This window comes from Xenorhabdus sp. PR6a, assembly GCF_028599065.1.
GTDB classification, from domain to species: domain Bacteria; phylum Pseudomonadota; class Gammaproteobacteria; order Enterobacterales; family Enterobacteriaceae; genus Xenorhabdus; species Xenorhabdus doucetiae.
This window is the reverse complement of the sequence record NZ_JAQRFJ010000004.1, coordinates 1-26,540: the sequence shown is the minus strand read 5'-3', so window position 1 is coordinate 26,540 and position 26,540 is coordinate 1. Positions and strand designations below refer to the sequence as shown.

The window sequence follows — 26,540 nt, the reverse complement described above, 5'->3', positions numbered from 1 at the left end:
CAAAATTCCTGATTGAGAAAAATATGGGCAAAGAACGTGCGCTTACTTTGGAATCCCTGCGGGTCATGGATGCGATAGACCGGCGGGGAAGTTTTGCCGCCGCAGCGGATGAGTTGGGTCGGGTTCCTTCTGCACTGAGTTATACCATGCAGAAATTGGAAGAAGAATTGGATGTCGTATTGTTTGATCGCTCTGGTCATCGCACGAAATTTACTAATGTTGGCCGGATGCTACTGGAGCGAGGGCGCTTACTGCTTGAAGCGGCGGATAAATTAACCGCAGATGCCGAAGCGCTTGCCCGCGGTTGGGAAACCCACCTGACGATTGTGTGTGAAGCGCTGTTCCCGATCACATCGCTTTTTCCGCTGGTGGATAAATTGGCGGCTAAGTCGAGTACCCAACTTTCATTAGTGACGGAAGTGCTGGCAGGGGCTTGGGAACGTTTGGAAACGGGACAGGCTGATATTGTAATTGCCCCGGATCTTCATTTCAGGGCTTGCGCCGAAATAAATTCGCGGGTGCTTTATTCCATTAATAATGTCTATGTTGCTAGTGTAACGCACCCCATCCATGATGAACCGGAACCCTTGTCTGATGCCACACGGGTAAAATATCGTGGCATTGCTGTGGCGGATACGGCCAGAGAGCGTCCGGTGTTGACGGTACAATTATTGGACAAACAACCGCGTTTAACCGTGAGTTCACTGGAAGATAAACGTCGGGCGCTGTTGGCCGGATTGGGCGTGGCAACCATGCCATATCCTATGGTGGAACACGATATTGCCGAAGGTCGCTTGCGGGTGATTGGTTCGGAATATAGCCATGAAACCAGCATTATCATGGCATGGCGGCGTGACAGCATGGGAGAAGCCAAGTCTTGGTGCTTGCGTGAAATCCCTAAATTGTTTGCGAAGAAATAATGTAAAAGCCCCTGCCGGATAAACAGGGGCTAGCAAAGGAAAAGCAATTACCAATTTTTCTTCAATACATGGTCAAGACTAAATCTTCCCGGCCCCATCATCGCCAGCAGCAAGTAGCCTGCGCCGATAGAGAAGTTTTTCAGGAACATGGTCAGGTTCATGTCATTTGAAAAATCGCTGTGGAACAGCAGTGCGGTCAGGATACAGAAAATAAAAGTAAACACCGCCGTGGTACGGGTCAGCAGGCCGAACATCACCGCAAGCCCGCCCCCCAGTTCCAGTAAAATAGTCAGTGGCAGTAGAATGCCCGGCACTTTCATTGCTTCCATAAATGCCTGTGTTCCCGAGTAAGCATCACCTAATTTTCCATATCCGGCGATAATGAAAAGCACGGAGATTAAAATACGGGCAACCAGCAGGCCGCTATCTTCAAATTTTTTCATGATTGTTTCCTCAAATATCGCAGGTAGCGATAAGTAAGCTGTTTGTTTAGGTTTTATCGCCCAAGAATGGACTAAATAGTACGATTTGTTCATCGTTATCGGATGGGACGTATTCTAAAGAGAGGCCTTATGGGTTGATAGTAAGGAATATTAACAATTTCATGCAGTTTTTTTGAAAGGTTTATGTTCAGGGGTATTTTTATGATTAATTTGTATATAGCGTATTGCGGACAATTTTCACGATCCCCAGAATGCTGATCATACGACGTGACCAGCGATAAAACCTCTTGGGGTGACGTAATCCATAAAGCAAGGCAAGGCCAGCGCCTATGGCGACATAAGGCTTGAAAGCGGTGAGGGCTTGCCAGCCTTTATCATACGGTTGTGTGACTTCAAGCCAACTCTGGCTATAGGCAGAAAGCAACTGGCGTTGTTGCTGGATCTCTTTTAATAACTGTTGTTTGCGCCGTTTTCGCTGATAATGCCCCGACTTATTCATGCTGATCATCCTCCAGCATTTTACGGTCGATGTTCAATTGCTCTCGGGTTGCGTTGAGAAAGGTCAAGTTTCCGGCTTTTCTTCTTGTCCAGATTGCACCCAATACGGCAAGGAGCAGTAATATGCCGGTCGTGATGGCGATTGCCACAATGCGATAGGCTGGTTCGATGGTCCAGAATATCAGCACCAACAGGCACATCAGGCCAAAACCCGCGAATAATAGCGTTAATCCTACCAGCAGTAGCAGTTTTATCAGGGTTGCTGCTCCCTCCTCCAACTCAACCGCAGCGAGTTGGAGACGGGTTTCAACCATATGAACAATTATTGCGGCTATTTGCCGTACCGTATCAAACAGCCCTTTGCCAGGGCCTTTCGCGTGGGGGAATTGAGTCATGTTAGCGCCTTGCAAGCAGAACGCCCAATACCACACCAATGGCGGCACCGATACCGACACCCGTCCACGGATTTTCATGCACATAATTATCCGCATGGCCGGCAATTTCTTTGGTTTGATCGACCAGCTTATCACTGGCTTCACTGAGCGTAACACGCGCCTCTTTCAGCGTTTTTTCTGCTTTGTTGCGTAACTTTTCCAGTTCTGCCTTTGGCTTGTCACTGGCGTTATTAAGGACTTCTTCTAGCGTATCGGCAAGGGATTGTAATTCAGCCCGTAGATCGTCAGAGCTTTTCTTCTGTGGCATTGCCAGTCTCCTTAAATATACGATGGATGAATTTCAAACATAGACGCTTTTATCAGGAGAGGAAAGGTTGAATTGATGAAAAATTGTCACGATATATTTTAATGGGCAAGGTCAGATGAACGAAGAGAGTGATGCCCTGTGGTCTCTTTTACGACAATACCACAGGGAAATCAGAGAAAAATTAAAGTGTTATGACAGGGGTTTATTCGTGCGCTTTTTACGCCAAATAACCGTCAGGCTGCCAATTAACCCAATGAATAACAGACCAACAGGCAACAGAACCAAAAAGTTCATCAGGTATTCTTCATACTGGCAAAACAGCGGGCTTTTACCTAGCGCATAACCTAAGGTGGTGAGAATAACGACCCACAGGAACCCACTAAGCCAATTGAAGAGTTGAAAGCGCCCGCTGTTCAGCCCAGCAAGACCCGCCAGTGTGGGTAGTAAGGTTCTGATAAACGCAAGGAAACGGCCGATCAGCAAGGCAGATAAACCATGACGATGGAATAAGCGATGTGCGCGTTGATGATAGTGTGCGGGAAGATGTGATAACCAGCCCTGAACTAACTTCGTATTGCCAAGCCACCTTCCCTGAAGGTAGCCGATCCAGCAGCCGAGGCTAGCTCCGGCGGTGAGAATGACTAAGGTTGCAGGAAAACTCATGGCCTCTTTTGCAATGAGGACACCGACTAATATCAGTAGGCTGTCGCCCGGTAAAAAAGCCGCAGGTAATACCCCATTTTCCAGAAACAGGATAATAAACAGCAGCATGTAGATAGCCCATACCAACGACGGATTAGCCAGTGTTTCGTAATCTTGGTGCCAGAGTGCATAAATAAGGTCTGTTACAATTTCCATCAAATGTTCCTAAAACGCGGATTAAGGATGACATCTTACTTTTATGGTCATTTATGGTTAGTTTCTATTAAATACTTTGTAAGCATAAAGTTATTAATATCAGTTGTCATAAAATGATCTCGAAATCCCTTCAAGATGGCCTAAAGATCGACTGGCACACTTTAACAAAATCGACAGAATCCAGACAGGAAATTTTGTTGGGTAATTGAACACTTACCTCAATGTAAAAGTGAGTTCATTGAGATATATCTGTTAATTAATCGTTTGATGAGATTTTATTAAATAGCATTAATGCGCTATTTATCATTTGTATGGAGTGAATTTACGTATATTGCCAGTTAAATTTTCCATTACCCATTGATTAATAATGAAAATCCACCCTATTCCGTTTATATCAGATAAATAACCCGTGTTTATTGCTTTCGATCACATAAATGTAATCAAATTGTTATCAATTGTTGATTTTTCTGTATATTGCAATGAATAATCTTTGCAGTTCTCTTAATTTCCCTTGTTGGGAAAGCAAACACAAAAACATCAGGCTCGATGAGCCAAAATACCAAATGGATAGGCTATGAAAAAACAACAAAAAGGCTTTGTGCGATATTTTGTGCAGCTCCTTGTACAAGGAAGCCTGGTAAAACAAATATCTATCGGATTAATATTGGGGATATTGCTGGCATGGCTGGCGCCTTCTGTAGCTAAGCCAGTTGGGATATTAGGAACACTTTTTATTGGTGCTTTGAAGGCAGCCGCACCTGTTTTAGTGTGGTTGTTAGTTATGTCTTCAATTGCAAATCATAAAACAGGTCAGAAAAGTAGTGTTCGCCCGATCTTATTCCTTTACATCATTGGAACATTTTTAGCGGCGTGTGTAGCCGTTGCTGGTAGTATATTGTTCCCATCAACATTACAGTTGGTGGTTAATAATATGAAAATATCACCACCAGAAGATATTATTGAAGTCCTGAAAGGAGTACTACTTAATGTAGTTGCCAATCCTATTGATGCATTACTGAATGCTAACTATATTGGTATCTTGGCATGGTCAACGGGGTTGGGTATTGCTTTACGTCATGGAAAGGAGTCAACGAAGTCTATGGTTCAGGATTTGGCCGAAGCGGTGACACAGGTCTTACGTGTGATTATTCGTTTTGCTCCTATTGGCATCTTTGGACTGATATCTGCAACTATTGCTACGACAGGATTTCATGCTTTATTAAGCTATGTACAATTGTTGTTGGTATTGCTGGGTTGTATGATTTTTGTCGCGTTAGTCGTTAATCCTTTGATTGTTTTTTGGATGATTAAGCGCAATCCTTATCCTCTGGTTTTTTATTGTTTGCGTGAAAGTGGGATAACCGCGTTCTTTACCCGTAGTTCAGCCGCCAATATTCCTGTGAATATGGCAATGTGCCGTCGCATGAATTTAAATGAAGACACTTATTCTATTTCTATTCCTTTAGGAGCGATTATCAATATGGGTGGAGCAGCTGTTACCATTACCGTATTGACATTAGCCGCTGTGAATACATTAGGTATCAATATTGATCTACCAACAGCAGTTTTATTGAGCGTAGTGTCTGCGGTTGCCGCATGTGGAACTTCAGGTGTTGTAGGCGGTTCTTTATTATTGATTCCATTGGGATGTAGCATGTTTGGTATTTCCAATGAAATTGCCATGCAGGTTGTTGCAGTAGGGATGATTATCGGTGTAATACAGGATTCTGTTGAAACTGCGTTAAACTCTTCCACTGATGTCCTGTTTACCGCCGCTGCTTGTCAGGCACAAGAGACTCGTATAGCCGCGGATCAATTGACACAACGTTAATCCAATTATAAGTGGGAACGGTGATAATGAATTGAGTATAAATTATCACCGTTCTTGCTTTACAATTTAAGCGCCAAACGGGTTCCCTGAGCGATGGCACGGCGGGCATCTAATTCGGCGGCGATATCTGCCCCGCCAATGATATGCACACTTTTTCCCATTGCCTGTAACGGTGGGAAGAGGGCTTTCAATGGTTCCTGTCCGGCACAAATAATCACATTATCCACGTCAAGGCATTGTTGTTCATCGCCACGGCGGATATGTAATCCCTGATCATCAATCTTCACGTATTGCACGCGGTTTAACATTGTAACGCCCCGCATTAACAGGCTGGCCTTATGCACCCATCCCGTGGTTTTTCCCAGACCCTCCCCGACCTTGGAGTCCTTGCGTTGCAGCAGATAAATCTTGTGGGGGGAACGTTCGGCCTGCGCGCCTTCTGGCTGTAGTCCTCCCCGATGCCTGATGGTCCGGTCAATGCCCCACTCATGACTAAACGCATGGCTGCTCAAGCTGGTGCTTTGCCCGCTTTGGCTCAGGTACTCCGCGGTATCGAAACCAATACCGCCCGCGCCGATAATGGCAATACGTTTGCCGACCGGCCGCTTGTGTTTTAAGACATCAAGGTAAGTCAGCACCTTTTCATGTTCAATGCCGTCGATATTGGGAATGCGTGGTGTGATGCCGGTTGCGAGAACAACTTCATCAAACGCTGCAAGCTGGTCAGCCGTTGCCGTCTGGTTGAGGCGAACTTCAACGCCGTTTAAGGCCAATTGGCGGGAAAAATAGCGTAAGGTTTCATGAAATTCTTCTTTGCCGGGAATTTGCTTGGCGATATTAAATTGCCCGCCGATTTGATTTTCCCGTTCAAACAGCGTGACATGGTGCCCCCGGCTGGCGGCGGTGACGGCAAAGGATAATCCCGCCGGTCCTGCACCGATCACCGCGATAGTTTTGGGAATTTTTACCGGGGCAGCAATGAATTCGGTTTCATGGCAGGCGCGTGGATTGACCAGACAAGATGCCAGCTTGCCGACAAAAACTTTGTCCAGACAGGCTTGGTTGCAACCTATACAGGTATTGATTTCATCGGCGCGGTTTTGTTCGGCTTTCAGGACAAATTCGGCATCAGCGAGAAGCGGCCGTGCCATGGAAACCATATCGGCGTAGCCTTCACTGAGCACTTGTTCAGCAACTTGGGGATCGTTAATGCGGTTGGTGGTAATTAAAGGGATGCTGACTTTTCCCATCAATTTTTGCGTGACCCAACTGAATCCGGCTCTGGGCACCATCGTGGCAATGGTTGGAATACGGGCTTCATGCCAGCCAATACCGGTATTGATGATCGATGCGCCGGCTTTTTCAATCGCCAGAGCCAGTTGTTCGACCTCTTGCCAGTTAGAACCCTCTTCCACTAAATCCAGCATGGAAAGGCGGTAGACAAGGATAAAACGCTCGCCTGTGATGGCGCGGACGGCGTTGACAATGTCGACAGCAAAGCGCATGCGGTTTTCGAAAGTTCCACCCCACTTATCCTGCCGCTGATTAGTGCGCGTGACCAGAAACTGGTTAATGAGATAACCTTCTGACCCCATGATTTCCACTCCATCATAGCCTGCTTGCTGGGCAAGTTGGGCACAGCGGGCAAAATCCCGGATTGTTTGCTGGATATCTTCTTCAGACATTTCTCTGGGCATAAAGGGATTAATCGGCGCTTGGATCGCCGAAGGTGCGACGGCATTTTTCTGGTAGCTGTAACGTCCGGCATGCAGGATTTGCAAAGCAATTTTCCCTCCAGCCTGATGTACTGCATCGGTAATGAGTTTGTGGTGCGGCAGTTGAGCTTCACTATTTAAGATGCTTGCCCCTGCTGCAACCACGCCTTGCGGATTTGGTGCGATACCGCCGGTCACAATCAATGCGACGCCGCCCGCCGCCCGTTCGGCATAAAATTGAGCTAAACGTTGGGCACCGTCAGGATATTCTTCAAGCCCTGTGTGCATTGAACCCATCAATACACGGTTTTTTAGTGTGGTAAAGCCCAAATCCAGCGGTGTAAGCAGGTGGGGGTAATTGCTCATTGCATTCTCCATCAAATAGTTGGAAGCCCAAAAACAAACAACCAAGTGGTCGGATGAGATGATTATCAAATTTAGACAGTTCCGGCATTATTGGAACTACTTTGTTAATTGATTGTGACAAATGTCATGGAATAACGCATCAATGACACCTTAATGGAAGATCTATTGAGGATAGAACGGTCACTTATTGATGATTGCTTTCAGGATTGTTATTTTTATGTAAATCCCTTCTTCCATGATGCTAAATAAAAGTGACGGAATTAAGTTTTAACATGCGTTTGAAGAATTGGAATGCGTTGCGGTGGAACTGCGTACCCATTTTTTAAATCACCAAAGCCGCAAAGCGATTGAACGATTGGGCGCTAAACTGGACGGTATTTTGCGTCATCACTTGCGCGGCAAAGAGGGTTCGATAAGGGATACTTGTGTTTATAGCATCCTCCTTAATGAATGGCCCGCCATTAAAACGCATCTTATATGGTTAACGACGAAGCCACGTTGAGTACCCGATGGGTCTTCTTTTTTGTTTGGCTGGAAATCAGGCGGCGGAAAGGGAGGCCTTAATATTGTTTTCCAGATCACCCAGTAATTGATAGCGGCGGCGATATTCGGCGCGTTTTTTACTGGGGATATCATCCAAAGATTTTCTTTCTATGAATGATGGCAAATGGAAATCATTATTTTCCTTTCTGACGCCGCTTAGCGATTCCCAGAAAGCGTTATAATCGGCTACCATCTGATTTTTCTTTTTATGCCAATAACGAATGCTACGGTAGATATGCGTTTCGTTACTGACCGCTAAGATCTGCTCGCAATGCATATGCTCGGCAAAACGACAAATTGCCTCAATCAACAGGCGCTTGGGAAATAACCCATAACACTCTTTCGTCGCATGGCGGATAATCTCTAGCGCATTATCTCCTTTTGCTGGCCCTTGCAGTACACCGATAAAGAGTGTTTGTTTGCCATCAATCGTTAATAACGTAAATGCACATTTGGCCAGAATGACATTTTCCGCCGTGGTAATATATAAAGAGAGTTCACCTTCTTTATTCAGATTGTCCAGCGAATCAAGATATATCAGAAATGTTTCATTTTTCCCTTGAAGGGTTGCTAGTAAATAAGCCTGAATATCAAAGATCCGACTAATAACAGTAGGTTCTAATTGTTTGAATAATAATTGATAGTGCTCATTCAGGGCACCAACGATCTGCTTGCGCTTGAAATTAATGCTTAAGTATGGGCGATGTAATTTGCAAGGCAAACTGGGTTGTTTTTTCAAGATATCCAAATAGCGAGGCGTTCTGGCAAGGCCATTCAACAGTTTCAAGGTAGAAACGGGGGTCAGGAGACTGCGCAGGGCAAATTTGGTGCGATTGCTGGAAGAGTGCCAGTGTTCACCGGGAGTTACACGTTTTCCGATAAGATCAGCAAATAACTTCATTCCTGAAGAAGTAGGTGGTTGTAAATGATTCATTAATGCTTAAGCTCAATAAAATAAAAACAAGACAGCAAAGCTGCTACTTGAAAGGTAACGGGTATGTCAAGGGATCCATTATATCATTGATTTACCCAGTTCTAATCGGATGTTTACAAAACATTCCATTAGTTTAATTTTATTTATTTTTCACACGCATTAAATTTTATTATTATCATTTTTACTAAATAGTTTTTAAATAGTTTTTAAATAGTTTCGCTATTCATTATTAAGAAAACCACAGAACTTAATATTCTGAGGTTTTCAAAGTGTACTTGCGTTGTTACTGGATGGGTGAAGATTGGGGGGCAAGCTTCATACAAACTCTTTTAATATGACTTCGTAGCTAACTTGCCAATACACGGCCTTTGCGCTGCAAGCTCGCCAGCAGCATATAAAGCGCAGTTGCCAATAAGACAATAAAAAAGAAACTCATCAATCCATTGTGCTGAACTTTAAAGTAATGTTGTAGCATAAAATGCCCGGCTACCAGCGGGCCCATGGCGGAACCGATACTGTAACTTAGCAACATGACCTGGCTTGCCGCGACAATATAGGACGCAGCCAGCTTGTCACAAGCCAGGGTGATAGCAATGGGGTACAACGCAAAGGACGACATCCCCAAAAGAGCCAGTGCCACGATCATGACAATATAATGTTCAAAGAGATACATGATTCCTATGGCGAAGACACCCAGTAATGAGACCATTGCCAATAGGAATATTTTGCTCATGATGACGGACAGCTTGCTGATAATCGGTTGTATCACCATTCCGCCCAGAATAATGGCTGCCATCAAGACACCCACTTGATCAGTACTGAAATGACTTTGGCTGAGTGATAAAGGCATCAGACCATAGATAGTGCCCATAACAATACCCGACGTCATGCAGCCAACGATCGCCGGTTTACTGAATGCGGTGATTTTTCTCAGCGACATACTTTGATGACGGAGTGCAGGAGGCTGCCCATGATGCACGAATAATGGCGGTAAAATAGCGACAAACAGCAGTGCCGAAATCACCATAAAAGGGATCATCCCCTGAGTGCCGACAGGCCCAATCAATAACTGGCCTAAAGTTGTTCCACCGTAAAGAGAAGTCATATAAAAGCTCAGGCGTTTGGCGCGTTCTTTGGGATTATCGCCAATCAACAACCAAGATTCGACCACGACAAAAACGCCGGCAACCGCCACGCCAGCCATACACCGCACCAGTAACCAAATTTCTTTATTGGGAAAAAACGGCAATGCAATAACGGTCACTGATAAAAGCAATAAAAAAACAATAAATGACAGACGGTGACCTATCTTGGCAATAACAGGCTCAATCATCATAGAACCTATCAGTAAACCGACATAATAAGCACTGGCTAACCAACTGGCATAAGCGGTATCAATGCGGAAACTTGCCATCGACAAAGGAATTAAGCTCATGAGGTAACCAGAAGCAATGGCAAAAACAGTTAAGCCAGCGACAGGTACAAATGCACTGTCATTGTTGCGCAGCAGTTTCACTACTGTCGTCTCCACATAAAAAAATTAACCAGATATGCGCTGCTTCTCATCAAGATCTTGCCGAATGGCGGTCATGATATAGGCCAGGACTGGCATATATCTTGGTGATTTAAGCAGTAGGTCAGTGACTCAATAACCTTGAGTGGTGCGGACTATAGCCCTTTCTTACAAAGAGATACAACGAGAAAAACTGATACTCATGAGTGAAAAGATTTATGGAAAAAGGGAATATAAAGGAACGATGACGATGAGGTTTCGACAAATGGTTTGGAGGCTCATGTCGCTACCAAAATGGATAATAAGCCTGACAAAGCGCCGATTTTGAACCGGTGCTTTGTCAGCGGTCTTAACGCACTAAAACTAAGCCCAACGCCGGATCACAATCGAAGTATTGATCCCACCAAAAGCAAAGTTATTGCTTTGGATAAACTCGGTTTGGATGTTACGAGGCTGGTGGATAATATAATCTAACTCACCACAAGCGGGATCAATCTGGTTGAGATTGATAGTCGGGGCAAACCAGCCTGCATTCATCATTTCCAGGCTTAACCATGCCTCAAGGGCGCCACAAGCTCCCAGGGTATGGCCGAAATAGCTTTTCAGTGAAGAGATAGGTGTTTGGTTGCCAAAAATATTGGCGGTGGCGTGGCTCTCTGCCACATCCCCCCGATCGGTGGCAGTACCGTGGGCACTGATGTAACCGATATCGGCTGGCTGTAAGCCCGCGGATTTCAGCGCCATTTCAATGCATATTTGCATCGTTTCGGATTTTGGCTGGGTGATATGGGAAGCGTCACAGTTAGTGGCAAATCCGATGATTTCACCATAAATTTTGGCACCCCGCGCTTTGGCGTGTTCCAGTTCTTCGAGGATCAATGTCCCCGCACCTTCACCAATCACCAACCCGTCGCGATGAACATCAAACGGAGACGGTGTGGTTTTGGGGGCTGCATTTTTCTGGCTGGTGGCGAATAGCGTATCAAACACGGCTGCTTCGGATGGACACAATTCTTCGGCTCCGCCTGCCACCATGACGGTTTGATAGCCATGACGGATAGCTTCCCACGCATAACCAATCGCCTGGCTACCGGATGTGCAAGCACTTGAGGTGGGGATCACCCGGCCACGCAGGCCAAAGAACAGGCCGGTGTTAACGGCAGTGGTATGCGGCATCATCTGCACATAAGTCGTGCCCGTAATGTTATTGGTGTGCTTTTCCGTCAGCATGGTTGCAAATTCGCTGACGGGCTTGGTACTGCCTGTCGAAGAGCCATAGGCAATGCCGGTTTCTCCGTTGGTCAGTATGGGATCACCAAGCAAACCTGCCATCTCCAGGGCCAGCTCTGTGGCGCGTGTTGACATCAGGGAAACCCGTCCCATGGAGCGAATGCGCTTGCGGGTATAGTGTTCGGGTAAAATAAAATCCGTGACGGGTGCGCCGAGATGGGTGTTTAGCCCGTCATATTCAGCCCATGCCGGCATCTGTTGAACGGCGTTGATCCCCGCTTTCAATCCCGCGGAAACCGATAGCCAATCCTGTCCCAATGCGGTAATGCCACCCATGCCGGTAATCACTACCCTGCGGGGCCTTTCCTGATGGAATGTCGCATTATGGCTCATAGCATCCCTCCGTTGATTGAGATGACCTGACGAGTGACATATCCCGCAATATCAGACATCAAATAACTGGCAAGACCCGCCACTTCATCCACTTGTCCCATGCGTTTCATTGGGATCATATTCATCGCTTCTTTCAACGCGGCTTCTTCCATTTGAATCATATCTGTCCCAATCAGGCCGGGGGCAATACAGTTCACCGTGATTTTTCTTTTCGCTAATTCGATGGCCAGCGCTTTTGTTGCCCCGATAATACCGGCTTTAGCGGCGCTGTAATTGACTTGTCCACGGTTGCCCATCAAACCCGATACGGAGGATAACGTGATGATACGCCCTCCCTGACGCAGGCCGATCATCGGCATGATGCAGGGATGGATAACATTGTAGAAGCCATCTAAATTGGTATGAATGACACTATCCCAGTCATCGCCTTCCAGAGCTGGGAAAGCCCCATCTCTGGCGATCCCAGCATTGCAGACGATGCCATAGTAAGCACCGTGGGTTTCGATGTCTTTTTCCAGCATTGCACGGCAGGTGGCGCGATCTGAAACATCAAAATTCAGTATACGGCCACTGCCTCCGTTTGACTGAATGTGTTCCAGTGTCTCTTTCGCGCCTTTGGTATCGCGGTGATAATGCACGACGACCGTAAAACCCTCCTCCGCCAGTCGGCAGGCAATCGCCCTGCCTATCCCTTTGCTGGCACCGGTCACGAGAACTGAACGCATTATGCTACTCCATCCTGTTTATTTATTAATTGTATGAGTTCTGTTTTGTTAGGTTGGTAGGTGTTCAGGCGGCCTGTCACCAGTACAGTGCCATAACAACTGATTTCACCTTCAAAACTGCCAAATTTTTCATCTTGCAGTAATAAATTCATCTGAATATCCAGTACGCTGCCTTGTGTGAAAGCAGGCACTTGGCAGCGTACTGCACGTCCGCCCAGTAACATGCCTAATGCGGAATCTGCTTCTTTTCTTGCTTTTCGGTGCCAGCCGGACCAGACACCAATGGCCTGAGCCATCATTTCAATGGCAAACCAACCCGGCAGGTGACCATCCTGATTGAGAAAGGGGGATAGCACACCGTCTTGGCTGACGGTGACCTGACAATGAACATGGTTGTCGGATACGTTGATCACGTGTTCCAGTAACACCATCGGTGCTTCATGGGGAAGATAACGATCCACGGGTAAATAGTCAGGCATTAAGCCACTCCCAATATCAGGCTGGTATTGTTTCCACCAAAGGCAAAAGAATTTGACATGACAATCGGTTTTTCCAGTGGTTGTGATTGGGTCAGCAAACCACAAGCCGGCAGGGCGATATCAATGCCTGAGCGGGTAAAATCCTGGGCAGGCAGCGGTAAGTGACGTGTCAGCAGTAACCAGCAAAGCCCAGCTTCACAGGCACCTGCGGCTCCCAGAGTATGACCGGTTAAATACTTGGTCGAACTGCATGGGGTATTTTCACCAAAAATCTGATTGATGACGATCGACTCCATCTGGTCATTCAATTTTGTGCCGGTTCCGTGCAGGTTGATATAACCTATCTCTGCCGGCGAGATCCCGGCCTTTTTCAAGGCCATATTGATCGCTGCAATGGCTCCTCTCCCTTCAGGATGCGGGGCTGACATATGCCATGCGTCACTGGATTCTCCCACACCAAGTAAGGCTATCGGTTGAGGTTCTCGCGTTAGTAGCAGCAAGGTGGAGGCTTCTCCGATGGTGATGCCTTGGCGATCCTGACAAAAGGGTTCACACAAGGTTGGGGACAGGGATTCAAGGCTATCGAAGCCATTGATTGGCATCCGGCTTAATGTGTCCGCCCCCCCCACAATGGCGGCATCCACCAGACCCATTTCAATCAGGCGTTGACCGCTGATAATCGCCCGTGAACTGGATGAACAGGCGGTAGAGAGGGTAAATGCAGGCCCCTCAATAGCAAGGTAACGGGCAAGGAAGCGGGAAGGATCACCCAATTCCTGCTGGTAGTAGTGGTAATCGTGGTAAGACCCATGTGATTGCTGGTAGACCGTGCGGCTGACATGTTGATCACCCTCATCAAGGCCAGATGTACTGGTGCCCATGATCACGGCGATGCGCTCCCGACCATGACGGGCGATGGCTTCGTCCACTTGTGGTTTTATTTGCATCAAGGCAGCCAGTAACAACCGATTATTGCGGCTGTTGTGTTCAGACAGCATGTCAGGCATGGCGGGCAATTCAGCGTCAACGCCTCCCAGACAGCAGGTTTTGTCAGGTTGTAACCAGCCAGAGCGCTCATACATGCCGGGGGCTTGACCGAGCACGAGATTCTGCGCAATGTCATCCACGTTATCGCCCAAGGCATTGAGCATACCTACGGCAGAAATATAAATCATGTTTTACTCTTCCAAATGCTGAATGGCGATGTCATAACCAAAAATGAATTGCTGGACGCGAGTCGGGCGTCGTTTGCCATTTGGGGCATCATAATGAATTTCTGCGATCAATTTCCCATTTTTGTCATGTAGCTGGCGGAGATTATCACTGTCCCTAAGTGTCCAGCCATCGGGTAGCCGACTCTGCCAAGCCGAAACAGGCCAATAACTGAGCATAATATCGGCCAAAACTTGATTGGCGGGAGGAAGTTCCGGCACGACAAGGGACTGTTCGGTATGAATACCCTGTTTGTCGTAATCCAATTTGAACAACCGGATACCCAGTGAAGAGAGTCCGGCCAGCGACAGGTGTTGTTCATTGGCGTTAAGCAGCACAATCAACGATTGTTGTTTGCCTTTTACGGTAGCGGTTAACAGTTGCTGTTCATTAATCACCGGCGTTATTGTCGGTTCCGGCAATGAAACCCGTACACCCGGTTTCAGCCACGCACTGGGGGTGCCCTCTTGCGGAGAGTGTGTACAAGCCGCCAGCAGGCAGGTCAGGGACAGGATGAATAACCGTATCATGATTGCTTTTTCCTTTTTTGGCGCTCAGGCATGGCCAGTGGGGATAGCAGGAAAGCGGTAAAGATCCCGCTGCATAACACAATGCCAAAGCTACTGATGGCCTGGGTGCTACTGAAGATCAACATGCCCAGTGTGAGCAATGTTGTACACATTGCCACGCTGATCGCCAGGAGTGAAGTCAGCGGCGTACCACGGGGATTGCTGAAAAACAGGCTGTAGTTGATGCCAATACCAAGCACCAGAACCAGAGCCAATATGGAAAATAAGTTCAGGCTATGACCACTGAAACCGAGCACCGCCAGCCCACAGCCAAGGGATAGCAGGGACGGCAATAAACTGATGGTTCCGCGACGCAAGCCGAGTCGCACGAGGTAACTGATGGCGATCAGTACAATAGAAGCTGCCAGCAACCCGCCAAGCAGGGTTCGGTAAAATTGAAACATCTCATCGAAAGCCAGCTTGCGATCAACCCAACTGACGCCTTGCTGTTTTTCTGCCAACTGGCGCATCAGGACACTGTTTTTAACGCCGTTAACAGGCAGCAGGACGCCACTGTGACCATTTGGCAGGGTTATCCACATCAAACGCCAGCCTTCACTGACCACACTGTTGAGCCAGTCATTTGGCGTGACGGTCATGGGGTGGAGATCCGGCTGCTTGATTGCCAGCCCGGCTTCTGTCAGGCAAGCCATGACATTGGGGGTAGCGGCTTTGATCAGCTCAAGATCTCTGTTTTGCTGAACAACAGAAGAGAGCGGGAAGCGTTGATAATGGCTAATATGGCCTTGCTGTTTTTCTGCCTCTAATTCAGGAATAAAGGATTCCAGTCGTTGCAACGTTTTTTCTGCGTCATCGCCGTAAATAACGAACCATTTTTGATCGCTTCGTTGTCCGGTGAGTGCAGCAATGCGTTTTTCCTGTTGATGGATATCCTGTGGCAGCGCCTGTAATTGGGCAATGTCATCATTGACTTGCAAACGGAACATGCCCAGTAGTGCAAAAATCGCCAGCACGGCAGGCAGGCCGATATAAAACCGCCGGTTGTGCCGCCATAACACCAGCCAACGCAGTAATATGATCATGGCGGGGACAGGGCGCACTGGCAGGGTTTTAGCCAGTCGGGGATACCAACAGACGACGGTCAGGCAGGAAGCGGTCAAACCCGCCGCCGCGAACACCGCCAACTGGCGTAAGCCGGGGAAGGGGGCAAACATCATGATGAGATAGGCAATGACGGTGGTTACCAATGCCATCAATAAGGCTGGCAAAACCTTCCGCATACTCTGCCACGGCGTCACTTCCTGACCATGTACCATGCGTTCGGTGAGATAGTAAATGGCGTAGTCCGCGGAAATACCGATGATACTGAGACTCATCACCAGCGTCATGAAATGAAGTTCGCCAAAGATCCCCAACGTCACCACCGTGCCTGCCAGCGCGCCAATACTGATGGATAGCACACACAGCAACAATGGTTTCAGGGAGCGAAAAACCCCGTAGATAAGTAGTAAGACACCCAGCACGGTGGCGCTGCCCAAGGTTGAAATATCGTGTTTTGCCTGCTGGGTCGCGTAATCACTGTAAAACAGGGTTCCCCGTGAAATCACTTCGGCGTCAGGGAATTGGGCTTTCAGCGCTTGCTGCAACTTATTCAATTCAGTGACAGCGTGATGCCCTTGCTGCATATCAAAGGACGCGTTTTTTAACTCTCCGTGAAGTAAATACCAGCTTCTTCCGGCTTGATCTTTGGCCACTAACCAGCCGTTCTGGAGCCGCAATTGGCTGGATGTCTGTTGCAGTGCCAGTTGTGAGCCTCTGACCAGCATCAAGGGATCATTATTCAGCTCCTGCCCGCTGACGCCGGAAAATGCAGAATAAACCTGAGACAAAACCCAGTTTGCTTGCTGATGGCCGTCATCTGCCAGTCTGGCACGGGTAGCAGGATCGAGCATCGCATTACGGTGTTCATAGTAAAAACGCCCCCATGCCTGTTGCTGTTCTGCCGTCATTGGCCCTTTGACATGGGTCAGAAACGGTGCTTTTTGCAAATGCGTCAGCCAATATTGGGCGGGCGCGCTATCCTCTTTTTTCCCCGGACTCACCATCCACACCAATTGGCGATCAAGACGTTGCATGAACTCTTCTTGCAAGGCGGGTGGCATGTTTCCCGCACTTTGTGCCGGTAATAATGCCAGTACACTGGTGGAAAGACGGGATTGGGGCAACAGGACTGCCATTAATACCATCAAGATAGCGCATATTAGCAGCCAGAATAGTGCCAGCAGACGTGGCTCAGAATGTGAAGCGTTGCTCTTCTTCATGACTCAGCGTCTCTGGCGTTAATTGGTGTTGGGTAAAAGCAAGCTCGGTACGATCACCTTGGCGATCCGTCAGTAAAATAGCATCAAGGTTAGCCTGACCGTTCAGCGTAATCGCCGTGAACAGTTTATCCAGGGGAGACGTTTTGGGTGTCAGTACCAGGCGCCATTTTTCCTGCCCGAAGTCATTGAATTCGATGTTGAAATTTTCCTCCAGTACAGCGCGATCGGCCTGAAACAGTGCCCGCATCAAATGGTTGAACTGAAACAGTTGTGGATTGGAATCGGCGGTGATGATTTGTGGTGTTTGCCCCGACATCACCTGCACCATACGGTTATCATCCAGTACCAATGTCAATGGGAACGGTTTTTGCTGATGCCACCATAGCCCTTTATATTGTGAAACCAGCATTTCACCGTTGGAAGTCAGGGGTTGAGGCATACCTTGGATGTGTCGCACTTGTGTGAAATGTGCTCGTACGACAGGCTGGTGAGCAAACCGTTGTTGTAATGCCTCAAGGGTAATGGCCTGTGCCACGTTATTGATGGTCATAAAACAGGCTGTCAGAAACAGCAGTATCCAGCGCCATTTTTTCACGGTTTGACCCCCAGGCGTTCAAATAGCATGTCTGGGCTGACAAAGCTCATTTCCCGTGTTTCTTTAGAAACAGCGACCTGAATGGTATAGCCTGTGGTTGTTTTTTCTCCGCTTGCGGCATCAAAAACCTGATAAGCAATTTTTAGGCGATTCTCAAACTCTTCAATGGTGGCTCTGATACGTATTTTTTGTTCAAAGAACACTGAGGCACGGTATTTGATTTTGGCGTCAACGACCGGCCAAACATAGCCGGATTCACTCATTTCTCGATAACCATAATTGACCTGGTTCATCAGGGCTTCGCGGGCAATTTCGAAATAGCGGAAGTAATTTCCATGCCACACCACGCCCATGGGATCAGCATCATGAAATGGCACAGTTAATTCAACCTCAGCAGTAAAACGAGGGTCAGTCAGCATTTTTTATTCCTTATTTGTCCGGGCAGATGGCAATTGCCAAAAATCGAAAAAATTAAACCAATCAAGCGGGGATTGCAGGGCATAATGTTCCAATCGGGAAGCGTAGCGATCCACCGCTTGCTGCAACGCCTGTTCTCTTTGTTGACGTGGCAGTTCCAGCGGATTGGCAAAGTGCTCACAATAAATTTTGAATTTGTTATTTTGCCGGAGAGCGAACATCAACAGCACCGGGCAACGCAACACCGAAGCGAGGATAAACGGCCCTTGCGGAAAGGGCGCCGGATGACCGAGAAATTGACTCCATACAACGCGCTGGGTGTTGGCTCGCGAAAGATTAACGGCAACCCGATCACCGACAATGGCTACCCATTCGCCGGCATCAATTTTTTCTTTCAACAGGATGGCGGTATCAGCCCCGACATCCGTTACCGGCAATAAATTGATCCCCGCCTGTGGTGAGACTTCTTCAATGATCTGTTTGAACCGTTGAGCATGTTCAGTAAAAACCAGTGCATTGATCGTCTGTTTACCCGCTCGTTGAGCCAGTGCCCGGCAGACTTCGATATCCCCCAAATGTGAAACCAACAACAGTTTCCCGCTTGCATCGCCATCTAAAAGCGTTTGTTCTGCTCCCTGTGCAAACGAAATATTTTCTCCCCATATTAAGTCCCCCCGCCAGCTTGCGATTTTATCCAGCATGGCTCTGCCAAAACGCAGATAGTGGCGATAACTATTAAGGTGTTTTGGGATAGCGATGCCCTTGTGCTGCAAGGTCTGTTTCAGCCGTTCAAGGTATTGACGAGATGCCAGCCGCTGTGATCCACCGGTTGCCCAGAAATAGCCAACAACAGGGTAAAGCAGACACTCAAAGGGCTTGCGTCCGAACCATCGATAAACTGCCAGCATGAACTTCATGCCGGTCAACCCCTTGCGTTCCTGAATATCTGACCAATGACGGTGATTACGCCCTAATTTCTTGCGCCATAATAATGAAGGAATGCGTGGCAACATGCCGAAAAACAGGCGAGTGTGCATCCATGAGATACTGAGGTTATCTTTCAAGGCATCGAAATGAGACAGGCCATTTTCAGGATAAGTGACTTTTGTCGGCACAAATTGACTTTCTGTTCCCTGCCAATAGAGCCGCACCATGATCTCGATATCAAAATCCATGCGACGGCCAACCTCTTTATTCGCCAACAGTTGCAGCGTAGGAGCCAAGGGATAAACACGAAAACCACACATACTGTCTTTGAGAGAGAAAGAAAGCGTTTCTATCCAAACCCAAAAATGGGTGATATAGCGTCCATAAAGGCGGGATTTGGGCACGGAAACATCATATTTCGGGTTGCCGGAAATTAAGTGATCGGGATACTGCTGTGCCTTTGCCAAAAACAGGGGAATATCTTCAAGACAATGCTGGCCATCGGCATCAACTTGTAAAGCATGGCCATACCCTAAATCCGCGGCTGCCTGCATTCCTGCCATGACGGCTCCCCCTTTACCCTGATTATGTTCAAGGCGGATAAGTGTGACATCAGGCGTGGATTTTGCTAAATCTTCAAGGCGATGTTGAGTTTCTGGCTCACTGCCATCATCCACGATAAAACAGTGGAGATGATAAGGGGATAACCTTTCCAATACCGCAGGCAGGGTTTTGCCGTGGTTATAACAAGGAATCACCACGCAGGGCGTAATTGTATTCACGCTCAACGACATAACTTTATCTTTCCTTGGCTTGCAGTCTGGCCTTCGCTGCCATTTTGGGGAGCCAGGTCATAATGGAAGGTCAGCAGGTGTTTTTTTTCATCCCAGTTGATTTTCAATAACAGTGTGTTACCGGGTTGCAGGGGAAACTGGAATTTCACCATTTCAATCGAAGAAAAAGACCAGCCCGGTGCCAGCAAGGTTTGGGCATAGTGCATGACCCAATCGATTTGAGCTACGCCCGGCAGAAGGGGTTGCACGGGAAAATGCCCCCGGAACCAATCCAAAGCGGGGTCTAAATACAGTTGTATCATGGCTTCATGTTGAGCAGGTTGCTCGCGGTGAATTTCAATGGGTTTCATTAAATAGCTCCTGTAATGCAGGCCATGAGCGCTTGCTTTGGGCATTCAAGGGGATGGTTTCGACGACTCGCCAATAACGCGGTAATGCGACAGGTTCCAGCCAAGGCTTTAACTGGTGACGCCACGCTTTTGCCAGCTCGCGAATGCCTTGCTGCTGATAATGTTGGTAGGTTTCATGCTCTAACACGACGACCGCCCCAATGTGATTGCGTTTACCCCGATTAATCGGCAATACAGCAGCGTCGGTGATCCCAGAAACTTCACACAGGCGGCGTTCGATTTCTGACAGGGAAATGCGCTTTTCTTCAATTTTCACCAGACGGTCCCGACGCCCCAATAAGGCAAAATTCCCTTGGTCATCGAAGACCAACTGATCGTCCAGTGTCAGGCCAGCGGGATCAGGCAGTAGAGGCGAAGAAACACGTACACGCTTTTGGGCATCCTCCTGAAATGAAACACCTGCAAATGTCGTCCAGATCGCGTTGTCCGTTTTACGGCTTCGCCAGGCCATGATGCCCGTTTCGGTACAGCCATAAATTTCATGAGGAGGCGTATTGAGCCACCGCGTTGCTCGTTGTGCATAGGCAAAATGCAAAGGTCCACCCGCCGAGACGACAAAAGTGCAATCCGGGGCGGGAAGTTTGTCATCAAGCCGTTGCAGAAAGGCGGGGCTACTGATCAGGGCACAGCGCGGGCTATGGGTCAGTTGTTCGGGAAATTCCACCATTTTGCGATCAAATGGTAACCCCAGTGACATGGGCAACCAGATGCGGAAAGTCAAACCATACAAATGCTGGTGGCTGACCGAGGATCTGACAACGCAGGATTGCAGCTTATCGCCCCACAGAGCAGCCAGCCATTGGGATTCAAGATCCATGGCTGCCACGGATTTAAGGATTTGTTGAGGAACGCCCGTTGAACCAGACGTGAACATCACTAAAGTGGCATCAGGCGGTATAGCTGGCAATATGATGTTAGCTGGGGCTTTTTCTGTCGCATCACTCTCTGGATTAGAGGATGTGACCTGCCAGCAAGGGCAGGACAAGGTCAGCGGCAGATCCGTCAATACACCATCAAACAGCGGTTGTTGTTCCTGCAATTGCGCTTCGCGGCAATGACCCGGAATCACCGGGATCTTACCCGCATGTAATGTTGCCAGCAGCGCGACACAGAAGTCATAGCTGTCATTAAAACACAAGGCCCAGCGGGAAGCTGCGTGCAGGTTTTGCAGGCGTAGATATAACGCGGTGACATCCTGCCGAAGTTTATTCAGGCTGATAGTATGATCGATCGTATGATCCCCCCAACTGACTCGCCTGTTGGGGCAATTGTCTTCCGATAGCCATTGGGAGATTGATCGTGCTTTTATCATTTTTTTACCCGTTGGCGTACCAGCCATTCAATGGAAATGAGCAACCCAATTAATAGGTAACTCACTATTCCGTTCCACAACGTCCACAACGTCATATCGCTATACAGGCAAGTTCCAAGTGCGACTGTGCCATTGAACATAAAGAACAGGCACCAGAGGTAAGTCACTTTACGTGTATAGATAACGCCTTCTGGGGGTAAATCAGGCTCTTTGATCCGCGCCATCCTTTCAATGACAGGTGGCCCATAACGCAAAGAGCTGCTAAACAGGATCAGCAGAACAGCATTAACAACCACGGGATAGTACATAAGAAGTTGATGATTGCGCAGGAATAAACTGGCCAGCCCCAAGATTATCCCTGCTATGGGCAATATCCAGCCGGTTTTCGGCTGATTGTGAGTCTGATGTTTGCTTAACCATAGTCGCAAAACAAAAAACAGAATAATGACAATTAACATGGCATGAAATTGACCGTAGTTAACCATCGCGAAGACCAAGAAAGGCCAGGCGATTAACATGACGGTATTGGCAATGCGGAGCAATAAAATCAATAACTTCAATTAACTACCCAAATGTTTGCTGTTTGTTTTGCTGATGGTTTATGGCTGATTATTGTTCTTTCAACAACTGTTCTACCGCATCCACGACATCCTGTACGGTACGGACAGACTTGAATGCTTCCGGTTTGATTTTGCGTCCGGTTTTCTTCTGTAAATGGACAACCATATCAACAGCATCAATACTATCGAGTTCCAGATCTTCATAGAGTCGTGATTCAGGCGTAATATCTTCGGCAGACAGTTCAAATAACTGAACCAATAACTGAGAAACTTCCTGAAAAATCTTTTGTTTTTCCATGATGGCACCTGCTCTTATGCTTGCTGTGATTGGATGTAAGCGGCCAGTGTAGCGACAGAAGTGAAGTGTTGACGCATCTCTTCGCTTTCAGAGGAGAGTACGATGCCATAGCAATTTTTTACTGCCAGCCCCAGCTCCAGAGCATCGATTGAATCTAAGCCTAAGCCGTCACCAAACAGGGGGGCATCGGTCTCAATCTCCGCAGGGGTAAGATCTTCCAGATTCAGGGTGTCTATAATCAATTGTTTTATTTCAATATATAACTCTTGCATCATCGTATCCGATATCTATTAGTTTGACGGTGTTAGTAATTGAGTAAGCTGGCGATTGAGTTGGCGGGCAGCGACGGCGTGCCCGTTTTCTGTATCAACCGCAAAATCTGCATTGGTGAGTTGATCACCAATAGTAATCGTATAAACGGGTTTTTTCGGTGGGATTTGATACCACTTGCTTTTTTTATCCAGCATCTTTTGGCTGCAAGTAATATGGATGATCCGTAAATCGCACTCACATCGCACGGCGATATTGGCGGCACCTCGTTGCAGTGAAATGGGATGGCCGGGCGTTGTGCGCGTGCCTTCTGGAAAAATCAGGATATTGTGACCGGAAACCAGTCGCTCGCGGCAGACAGGCAGCAAAGTTTCTGCATCACGGTTGATCAGGTAACGTGCTGAACGGATTGCGCCGCTGACAAAAGGGTTACGCAGCAATGCTGCTTTTACGATACAATCCACATCGGGCAGTTTCGATGCCAGAATAACGTAATCCAGCAAGGTTGGGTGATTAGCAACAATCAAACAACCTTTATCCACACGGAGTTTATCCAATCCCCTGAAATGGTAATCCAGTACACCTAATTTTCGGGTCAGAAAGAGGAACAGACGAAAACTGAATGAAATGCTATGACGTGCAAGATGGCAACGCTTGTCTTCATTGCGTTGAAAAATCAGCAATAAATTAAACCAAATCAGGGAGAGTAGTAACCCACCTATACCAAACAGGGCAAAACAAAATCCGGTCATGAGCAGACGCCAGAGCCAGTTAATGCGCCCAGTAATATTGGCTGAAATAATATTGGCTGAAATCCTTTTCATCATCTTATCGGCTCCAGTTCCACTGACAATGATCCCCTGAGACAATGAAACTTTGTTCACCTCGTAACCAGCCATGAAGAAACTGGAGGCTTTGAGGAAGACTGGGTTCGGTTTCTATGGAGGACTGTTTTGTACAGCTCAACCCAGAGCCTTGTGCCAACAGCAGAGCTACCGCAAATGGATAGGTTGAGGTATTGGCATCGATGACATTGTGATAAAAGCGGGGGAGTTCACCCTCAAAATCGACAAATAAGACCTTATGATGACCTGCATGGAGCAATGTCAAGGCTTCAAACAACCCTTGCTGGAAACTGTCAATACCTGCTGAAACGGAAGAGGAAACCAGAGGCGCTTTAGCGACAATGGTTAAATTTCCGACAGAGGAGTTATGAACTGACATGGCAAAATTGGTTGGCGAAACACTCTCTTGTTGCGCCAGATTTTGCAGTATCTGGTAATTGCGCTCCAACTCGCCATGGCGACTGGTATAGACAATGGCATCGACTTGGTTGCGACGCAGGATGCTTAAACCACAGTCCACGGCAAGACGACTGCCGGAGCTTAAACGGCGGGCTGTCATCATCGGTAATTGGGCACATTTTTCTAATGGCCGTGATTTATCAATCGTGGCGGGTAATGTCGCAGACCATTCTTTCCACTCTTCAGTAAGAGAAAGCCCTGGGGCGATGGCTTGCCAGTCTGTAATATCCAATGTCAATTTCATAAAATACCATTCGTTACTGCTTCTTGCAGATCAGTAATGTATGACCCAGTCCTAACTGATCAATTTGGTTTTCTATTACCAATCCAGCCTTATTAAGGAATTGGGTAAAATCATCAATGCCGTAAAAACGACTATTACCATTTGCCATACAAGTAAAATAAAGCGAGGTCGCATTGAGGCTATAAGCTGCTGCTTCAAAAGGCTGGCAATCCCAAAACAGTTCCATGATGCAAATTCGTGCATCAGGTTTCATGGCTGCGGAGATCTTGCGTAAAATGCCTATAATTTGTGTGTCAGAAAAACAATCCAGGAATTGGCTCATCCACCAAATATCTGCTTCTGTAGGTAAATTGTTATCCGATAACATGTCAACAGGATAACCAAAAATACGATCAGCCATACCCTGACAGCGTATATTTTCTTCAGCCAATTTTATTTGCTGGGGTAAATCCAGAATAGTGACGCTGACTTTACTGTCATATTGGCAACAGCGCAATGCCCATTTTCCGGTATTGCCACCGACATCATAGATCACTTTAGGATTCATGGAAAAAACGGTTTTCAACGCTGCACTAAAGGCAGCGTCAGAATAAAAATGGTCAAATGAAAACCAACTTGTTTTTGCAGGTTCAGGTAATTGGCTTAGGGCAGGATAAATCGTTGGCCACTCACCGAACACTTTTAGTCCGGCAGGCTTCTTTTTCAAAAGAGACTCTTTCAGGTGAAATAGCCCTTGATAACAAACGTCTTGAGTGAAATCCATATTGACGCGGGTCATCTTGTCATGTAGCAAATAATGCCCGATCTTGCTGATGAAATAATGGTCGCCTTGTTGAATGATTATTCTTCCACTCAATCCCATATCCAGCAAAATACCCACACCGTAGCTGTCTAACTCGGAATTTCTGCAAATCTCATCTTTGGTTGCACCATTTTTATGGTTTTTATCCAAAAAAGATAGAATCCCGCAATCGCGTAGCCCAATTGCAGTTTGAAATAGCATAGGGGCAAAAGCAATGCGTTGAGCCTCTGTAATCGCCTCAAGTGCACTGAGTTCATCTTTGTCATAATTATAGGGTGAGGTCATATATCCATATATCCGATAGGTAGCATATAGCCAGAAAGTATATTGACAAACTAAAGCCTATCCCGCCACGTCAGGATGTTTTATTTATCGGGATAGGCTTTAACATGGATGTTTATTGATTAGCCAGTAGGGCCAAATTTAACTGAATATCTCTATCCAAGTTATTGACCCAACGGTTATAGTTACGGTGAATTTTTCCGTTATTTTCTCTTAGGTTATGGCTGTTGACATAATTGATAGAGTAGGTCTTGGCGGTATAGTTGATACGTATTTTGACGTCATGTTCCCGATTTTTCAGGAAGCCATCAATAACGCCGGGAGAGACTTCTGCCATTATCCATTTACGTTTCTTACCCGCTTCCAAAATCGCTTTTTTCACGGAAGGTAGGGAGTTTTGGGTCATGATAGTGGTTTGGGGAGTTAATATGGGGACGTTACGGGCACAACCCGCGAGCGTGACAACGCAAGCCAGACTGATTAATAGCTTATGTGAAGTTTTCATTATTTTTCTCTTATTAGATGAAACGAGATAGATTGTAAGATAGTGATGTTACGCAAAATAGTTTAAATAAATTCTTACAATACTGCTATACCTTATAAACTGCAAATTGCAGCTCGCAAGACGAAAGCCATTTATTCTGCTGATTTGAAATTAGGCGGGTAATATTAATTTCCGCCGTTATTTATCGCCTGAATATACATTTTGTAATATGGGTGATAAAAAGCTTATTAATGATAACGTTAGTTATTAATCAGGTTCATGCTTGAATCCGGTATTAGGAGGATTCAAGTGGTGATTAGGGAAGCAGAAGGTATCCTAGAAAAAAATAAGGGGTCGCACTTTTGATGCAACCCCTTGATAATTCTGGTGGCCCCTGCTGGACTTGAACCAGCGACCAAGCGATTATGAGGCTGGGTATAACTTTCTACTCATTTATACTTATTGTTAATTTTCAGCTAATTATAAAATATCCGATCACTGTATAAATACCCAGAAATAACCTAAAATACTTGCCTACGGTATCCTATAGGTATCCTACAGCCTAAAAACGATTCATAGGATACCTTAATCGCTTGGTAACAATAGAAAAGTGGATTATCACTTTTTA

At 46.8% G+C, this 26,540-nt stretch carries 28 protein-coding genes and 1 pseudogene; 3 read left to right on the top strand and 26 right to left on the bottom strand.

All coding sequences use genetic code 11. The features are described from left to right. Positions 1 to 23: 23 nt before the first annotated feature. Positions 24 to 920, top strand: a complete 897-nt coding sequence (locus PSI15_RS01960) for a LysR family transcriptional regulator (RefSeq protein WP_273582076.1) — start codon at positions 24 to 26, stop codon at positions 918 to 920. A gap of 47 nt (positions 921 to 967) precedes the next feature. Here the strand turns inward: PSI15_RS01960 and PSI15_RS01955 are convergent, their stop codons facing one another. The 5 genes from PSI15_RS01955 to PSI15_RS01935 form a co-directional block, all read right to left on the bottom strand. Continuing rightward, positions 968 to 1,363 carry a DoxX family protein gene (locus tag PSI15_RS01955; RefSeq protein ID WP_273582075.1) on the bottom strand — a complete coding sequence of 132 codons (396 nt, stop codon included), beginning with the start codon at positions 1,361 to 1,363 and terminating at the stop codon, positions 968 to 970. A 205-nt stretch (positions 1,364 to 1,568) separates the two neighbouring features. Continuing rightward, entirely contained in the window at positions 1,569 to 1,862 is a 294-nt protein-coding gene (locus tag PSI15_RS01950; RefSeq protein WP_273582074.1) for a YqjK-like family protein, read from the bottom strand. Next, complete coding sequence (locus PSI15_RS01945; RefSeq protein ID WP_273582073.1) at positions 1,855 to 2,256, bottom strand: phage holin family protein; 402 nt, start codon at positions 2,254 to 2,256, stop codon at positions 1,855 to 1,857. Before PSI15_RS01945 ends, PSI15_RS01950 begins: the two co-directional genes overlap by 8 nt. 1 nt (position 2,257) lies before the next feature. Beyond that, positions 2,258 to 2,563, bottom strand: a complete 306-nt coding sequence (locus PSI15_RS01940) for a DUF883 family protein (RefSeq protein ID WP_273582072.1) — start codon at positions 2,561 to 2,563, stop codon at positions 2,258 to 2,260. A gap of 189 nt (positions 2,564 to 2,752) precedes the next feature. Further along, the gene (locus PSI15_RS01935; RefSeq protein ID WP_273582071.1) at positions 2,753 to 3,421 is read right to left on the bottom strand and encodes a DedA family protein; all 669 of its coding nucleotides are present in this window, start codon (positions 3,419 to 3,421) and stop codon (positions 2,753 to 2,755) included. Positions 3,422 to 3,995: 574 nt separating this feature from the next. Here PSI15_RS01935 and sstT point away from each other — a divergent pair. Continuing rightward, positions 3,996 to 5,252, top strand: a complete 1,257-nt coding sequence (sstT, locus tag PSI15_RS01930; RefSeq protein WP_273582070.1) for a serine/threonine transporter SstT — start codon at positions 3,996 to 3,998, stop codon at positions 5,250 to 5,252. Between the two features lie 59 nt (positions 5,253 to 5,311). Here the strand turns inward: sstT and PSI15_RS01925 are convergent, their stop codons facing one another. Further along, a complete protein-coding gene (locus PSI15_RS01925; RefSeq protein ID WP_273582069.1) occupies positions 5,312 to 7,333 on the bottom strand; it encodes an NADPH-dependent 2,4-dienoyl-CoA reductase in 2,022 nt (673 codons plus the stop codon). A gap of 271 nt (positions 7,334 to 7,604) precedes the next feature. Here PSI15_RS01925 and PSI15_RS01920 point away from each other — a divergent pair. Further along, a pseudogene (locus PSI15_RS01920) lies at positions 7,605 to 7,835 on the top strand (GNAT family N-acetyltransferase); the annotation flags it as partial. Between the two features lie 36 nt (positions 7,836 to 7,871). Here the strand turns inward: PSI15_RS01920 and PSI15_RS01915 are convergent. The 20 genes from PSI15_RS01915 to PSI15_RS01820 all read right to left on the bottom strand — a co-directional run bounded on the left by PSI15_RS01915 (position 7,872) and on the right by PSI15_RS01820 (position 25,933). After that, positions 7,872 to 8,810: a VirK/YbjX family protein gene (locus tag PSI15_RS01915; RefSeq protein ID WP_273582068.1), complete on the bottom strand. Its 939-nt coding sequence runs from the start codon at positions 8,808 to 8,810 to the stop codon at positions 7,872 to 7,874. Between the two features lie 346 nt (positions 8,811 to 9,156). Beyond that, the gene (locus tag PSI15_RS01910; protein ID WP_273582067.1) at positions 9,157 to 10,326 is read right to left on the bottom strand and encodes an MFS transporter; all 1,170 of its coding nucleotides are present in this window, start codon (positions 10,324 to 10,326) and stop codon (positions 9,157 to 9,159) included. Between the two features lie 360 nt (positions 10,327 to 10,686). After that, positions 10,687 to 11,946, bottom strand: coding sequence for a beta-ketoacyl-ACP synthase (locus PSI15_RS01905; protein WP_273582066.1), 1,260 nt, complete (start codon positions 11,944 to 11,946; stop codon positions 10,687 to 10,689). Next, entirely contained in the window at positions 11,943 to 12,674 is a 732-nt protein-coding gene (locus PSI15_RS01900; protein ID WP_273582141.1) for a 3-ketoacyl-ACP reductase FabG2, read from the bottom strand. Before PSI15_RS01900 ends, PSI15_RS01905 begins: the two co-directional genes overlap by 4 nt. After that, the gene (locus PSI15_RS01895; RefSeq protein WP_273582065.1) at positions 12,671 to 13,150 is read right to left on the bottom strand and encodes a hotdog family protein; all 480 of its coding nucleotides are present in this window, start codon (positions 13,148 to 13,150) and stop codon (positions 12,671 to 12,673) included. Before PSI15_RS01895 ends, PSI15_RS01900 begins: the two co-directional genes overlap by 4 nt. Beyond that, positions 13,150 to 14,325, bottom strand: coding sequence for a beta-ketoacyl-[acyl-carrier-protein] synthase family protein (locus PSI15_RS01890; protein WP_273582064.1), 1,176 nt, complete (start codon positions 14,323 to 14,325; stop codon positions 13,150 to 13,152). The genes PSI15_RS01895 and PSI15_RS01890 overlap by 1 nt, the downstream gene beginning before the upstream one ends. Before the next feature lie 3 nt (positions 14,326 to 14,328). Continuing rightward, complete coding sequence (locus tag PSI15_RS01885) at positions 14,329 to 14,892, bottom strand: DUF3261 domain-containing protein (protein ID WP_273582063.1); 564 nt, start codon at positions 14,890 to 14,892, stop codon at positions 14,329 to 14,331. After that, on the bottom strand, positions 14,889 to 17,213 hold the full coding sequence (locus PSI15_RS01880) for an MMPL family transporter (RefSeq protein ID WP_273582062.1): 2,325 nt from the start codon (positions 17,211 to 17,213) through the stop codon (positions 14,889 to 14,891). The genes PSI15_RS01885 and PSI15_RS01880 overlap by 4 nt, the downstream gene beginning before the upstream one ends. Beyond that, positions 17,185 to 17,763 (bottom strand): LolA family protein, encoded by a 579-nt coding sequence (locus tag PSI15_RS01875; RefSeq protein ID WP_273582140.1) that lies wholly within the window; start codon positions 17,761 to 17,763, stop codon positions 17,185 to 17,187. Before PSI15_RS01875 ends, PSI15_RS01880 begins: the two co-directional genes overlap by 29 nt. Positions 17,764 to 17,804: 41 nt before the next feature. Then, a complete protein-coding gene (locus tag PSI15_RS01870) occupies positions 17,805 to 18,227 on the bottom strand; it encodes an acyl-CoA thioesterase (protein ID WP_273582061.1) in 423 nt (140 codons plus the stop codon). Positions 18,228 to 18,230: 3 nt separating this feature from the next. Beyond that, on the bottom strand, positions 18,231 to 19,946 hold the full coding sequence (locus PSI15_RS01865) for a glycosyltransferase family 2 protein (protein ID WP_273582060.1): 1,716 nt from the start codon (positions 19,944 to 19,946) through the stop codon (positions 18,231 to 18,233). After that, positions 19,937 to 20,296, bottom strand: coding sequence for an ApeI family dehydratase (locus PSI15_RS01860; RefSeq protein ID WP_273582059.1), 360 nt, complete (start codon positions 20,294 to 20,296; stop codon positions 19,937 to 19,939). Before PSI15_RS01860 ends, PSI15_RS01865 begins: the two co-directional genes overlap by 10 nt. Then, positions 20,283 to 21,668: an AMP-binding protein gene (locus tag PSI15_RS01855; RefSeq protein ID WP_273582058.1), complete on the bottom strand. Its 1,386-nt coding sequence runs from the start codon at positions 21,666 to 21,668 to the stop codon at positions 20,283 to 20,285. The genes PSI15_RS01860 and PSI15_RS01855 overlap by 14 nt, the downstream gene beginning before the upstream one ends. Then, positions 21,665 to 22,228, bottom strand: a complete 564-nt coding sequence (locus tag PSI15_RS01850; RefSeq protein ID WP_045972714.1) for a hypothetical protein — start codon at positions 22,226 to 22,228, stop codon at positions 21,665 to 21,667. Before PSI15_RS01850 ends, PSI15_RS01855 begins: the two co-directional genes overlap by 4 nt. Positions 22,229 to 22,277: 49 nt before the next feature. Then, complete coding sequence (locus PSI15_RS01845) at positions 22,278 to 22,526, bottom strand: acyl carrier protein (protein ID WP_071827286.1); 249 nt, start codon at positions 22,524 to 22,526, stop codon at positions 22,278 to 22,280. A 14-nt stretch (positions 22,527 to 22,540) separates the two neighbouring features. Beyond that, positions 22,541 to 22,798, bottom strand: coding sequence for a phosphopantetheine-binding protein (locus PSI15_RS01840; RefSeq protein ID WP_273582139.1), 258 nt, complete (start codon positions 22,796 to 22,798; stop codon positions 22,541 to 22,543). Positions 22,799 to 22,816: 18 nt separating this feature from the next. Continuing rightward, the gene (locus PSI15_RS01835) at positions 22,817 to 23,623 is read right to left on the bottom strand and encodes a lysophospholipid acyltransferase family protein (protein WP_443256063.1); all 807 of its coding nucleotides are present in this window, start codon (positions 23,621 to 23,623) and stop codon (positions 22,817 to 22,819) included. Between the two features lies 1 nt (position 23,624). Continuing rightward, complete coding sequence (locus tag PSI15_RS01830; protein ID WP_273582057.1) at positions 23,625 to 24,344, bottom strand: beta-ketoacyl synthase chain length factor; 720 nt, start codon at positions 24,342 to 24,344, stop codon at positions 23,625 to 23,627. Positions 24,345 to 24,357: 13 nt separating this feature from the next. Beyond that, on the bottom strand, positions 24,358 to 25,431 hold the full coding sequence (locus tag PSI15_RS01825) for a methyltransferase (RefSeq protein ID WP_273582056.1): 1,074 nt from the start codon (positions 25,429 to 25,431) through the stop codon (positions 24,358 to 24,360). 112 nt (positions 25,432 to 25,543) lie between these two features. Beyond that, positions 25,544 to 25,933, bottom strand: a complete 390-nt coding sequence (locus tag PSI15_RS01820; RefSeq protein ID WP_045972701.1) for a hypothetical protein — start codon at positions 25,931 to 25,933, stop codon at positions 25,544 to 25,546. Positions 25,934 to 26,540: the final 607 nt, after the last annotated feature.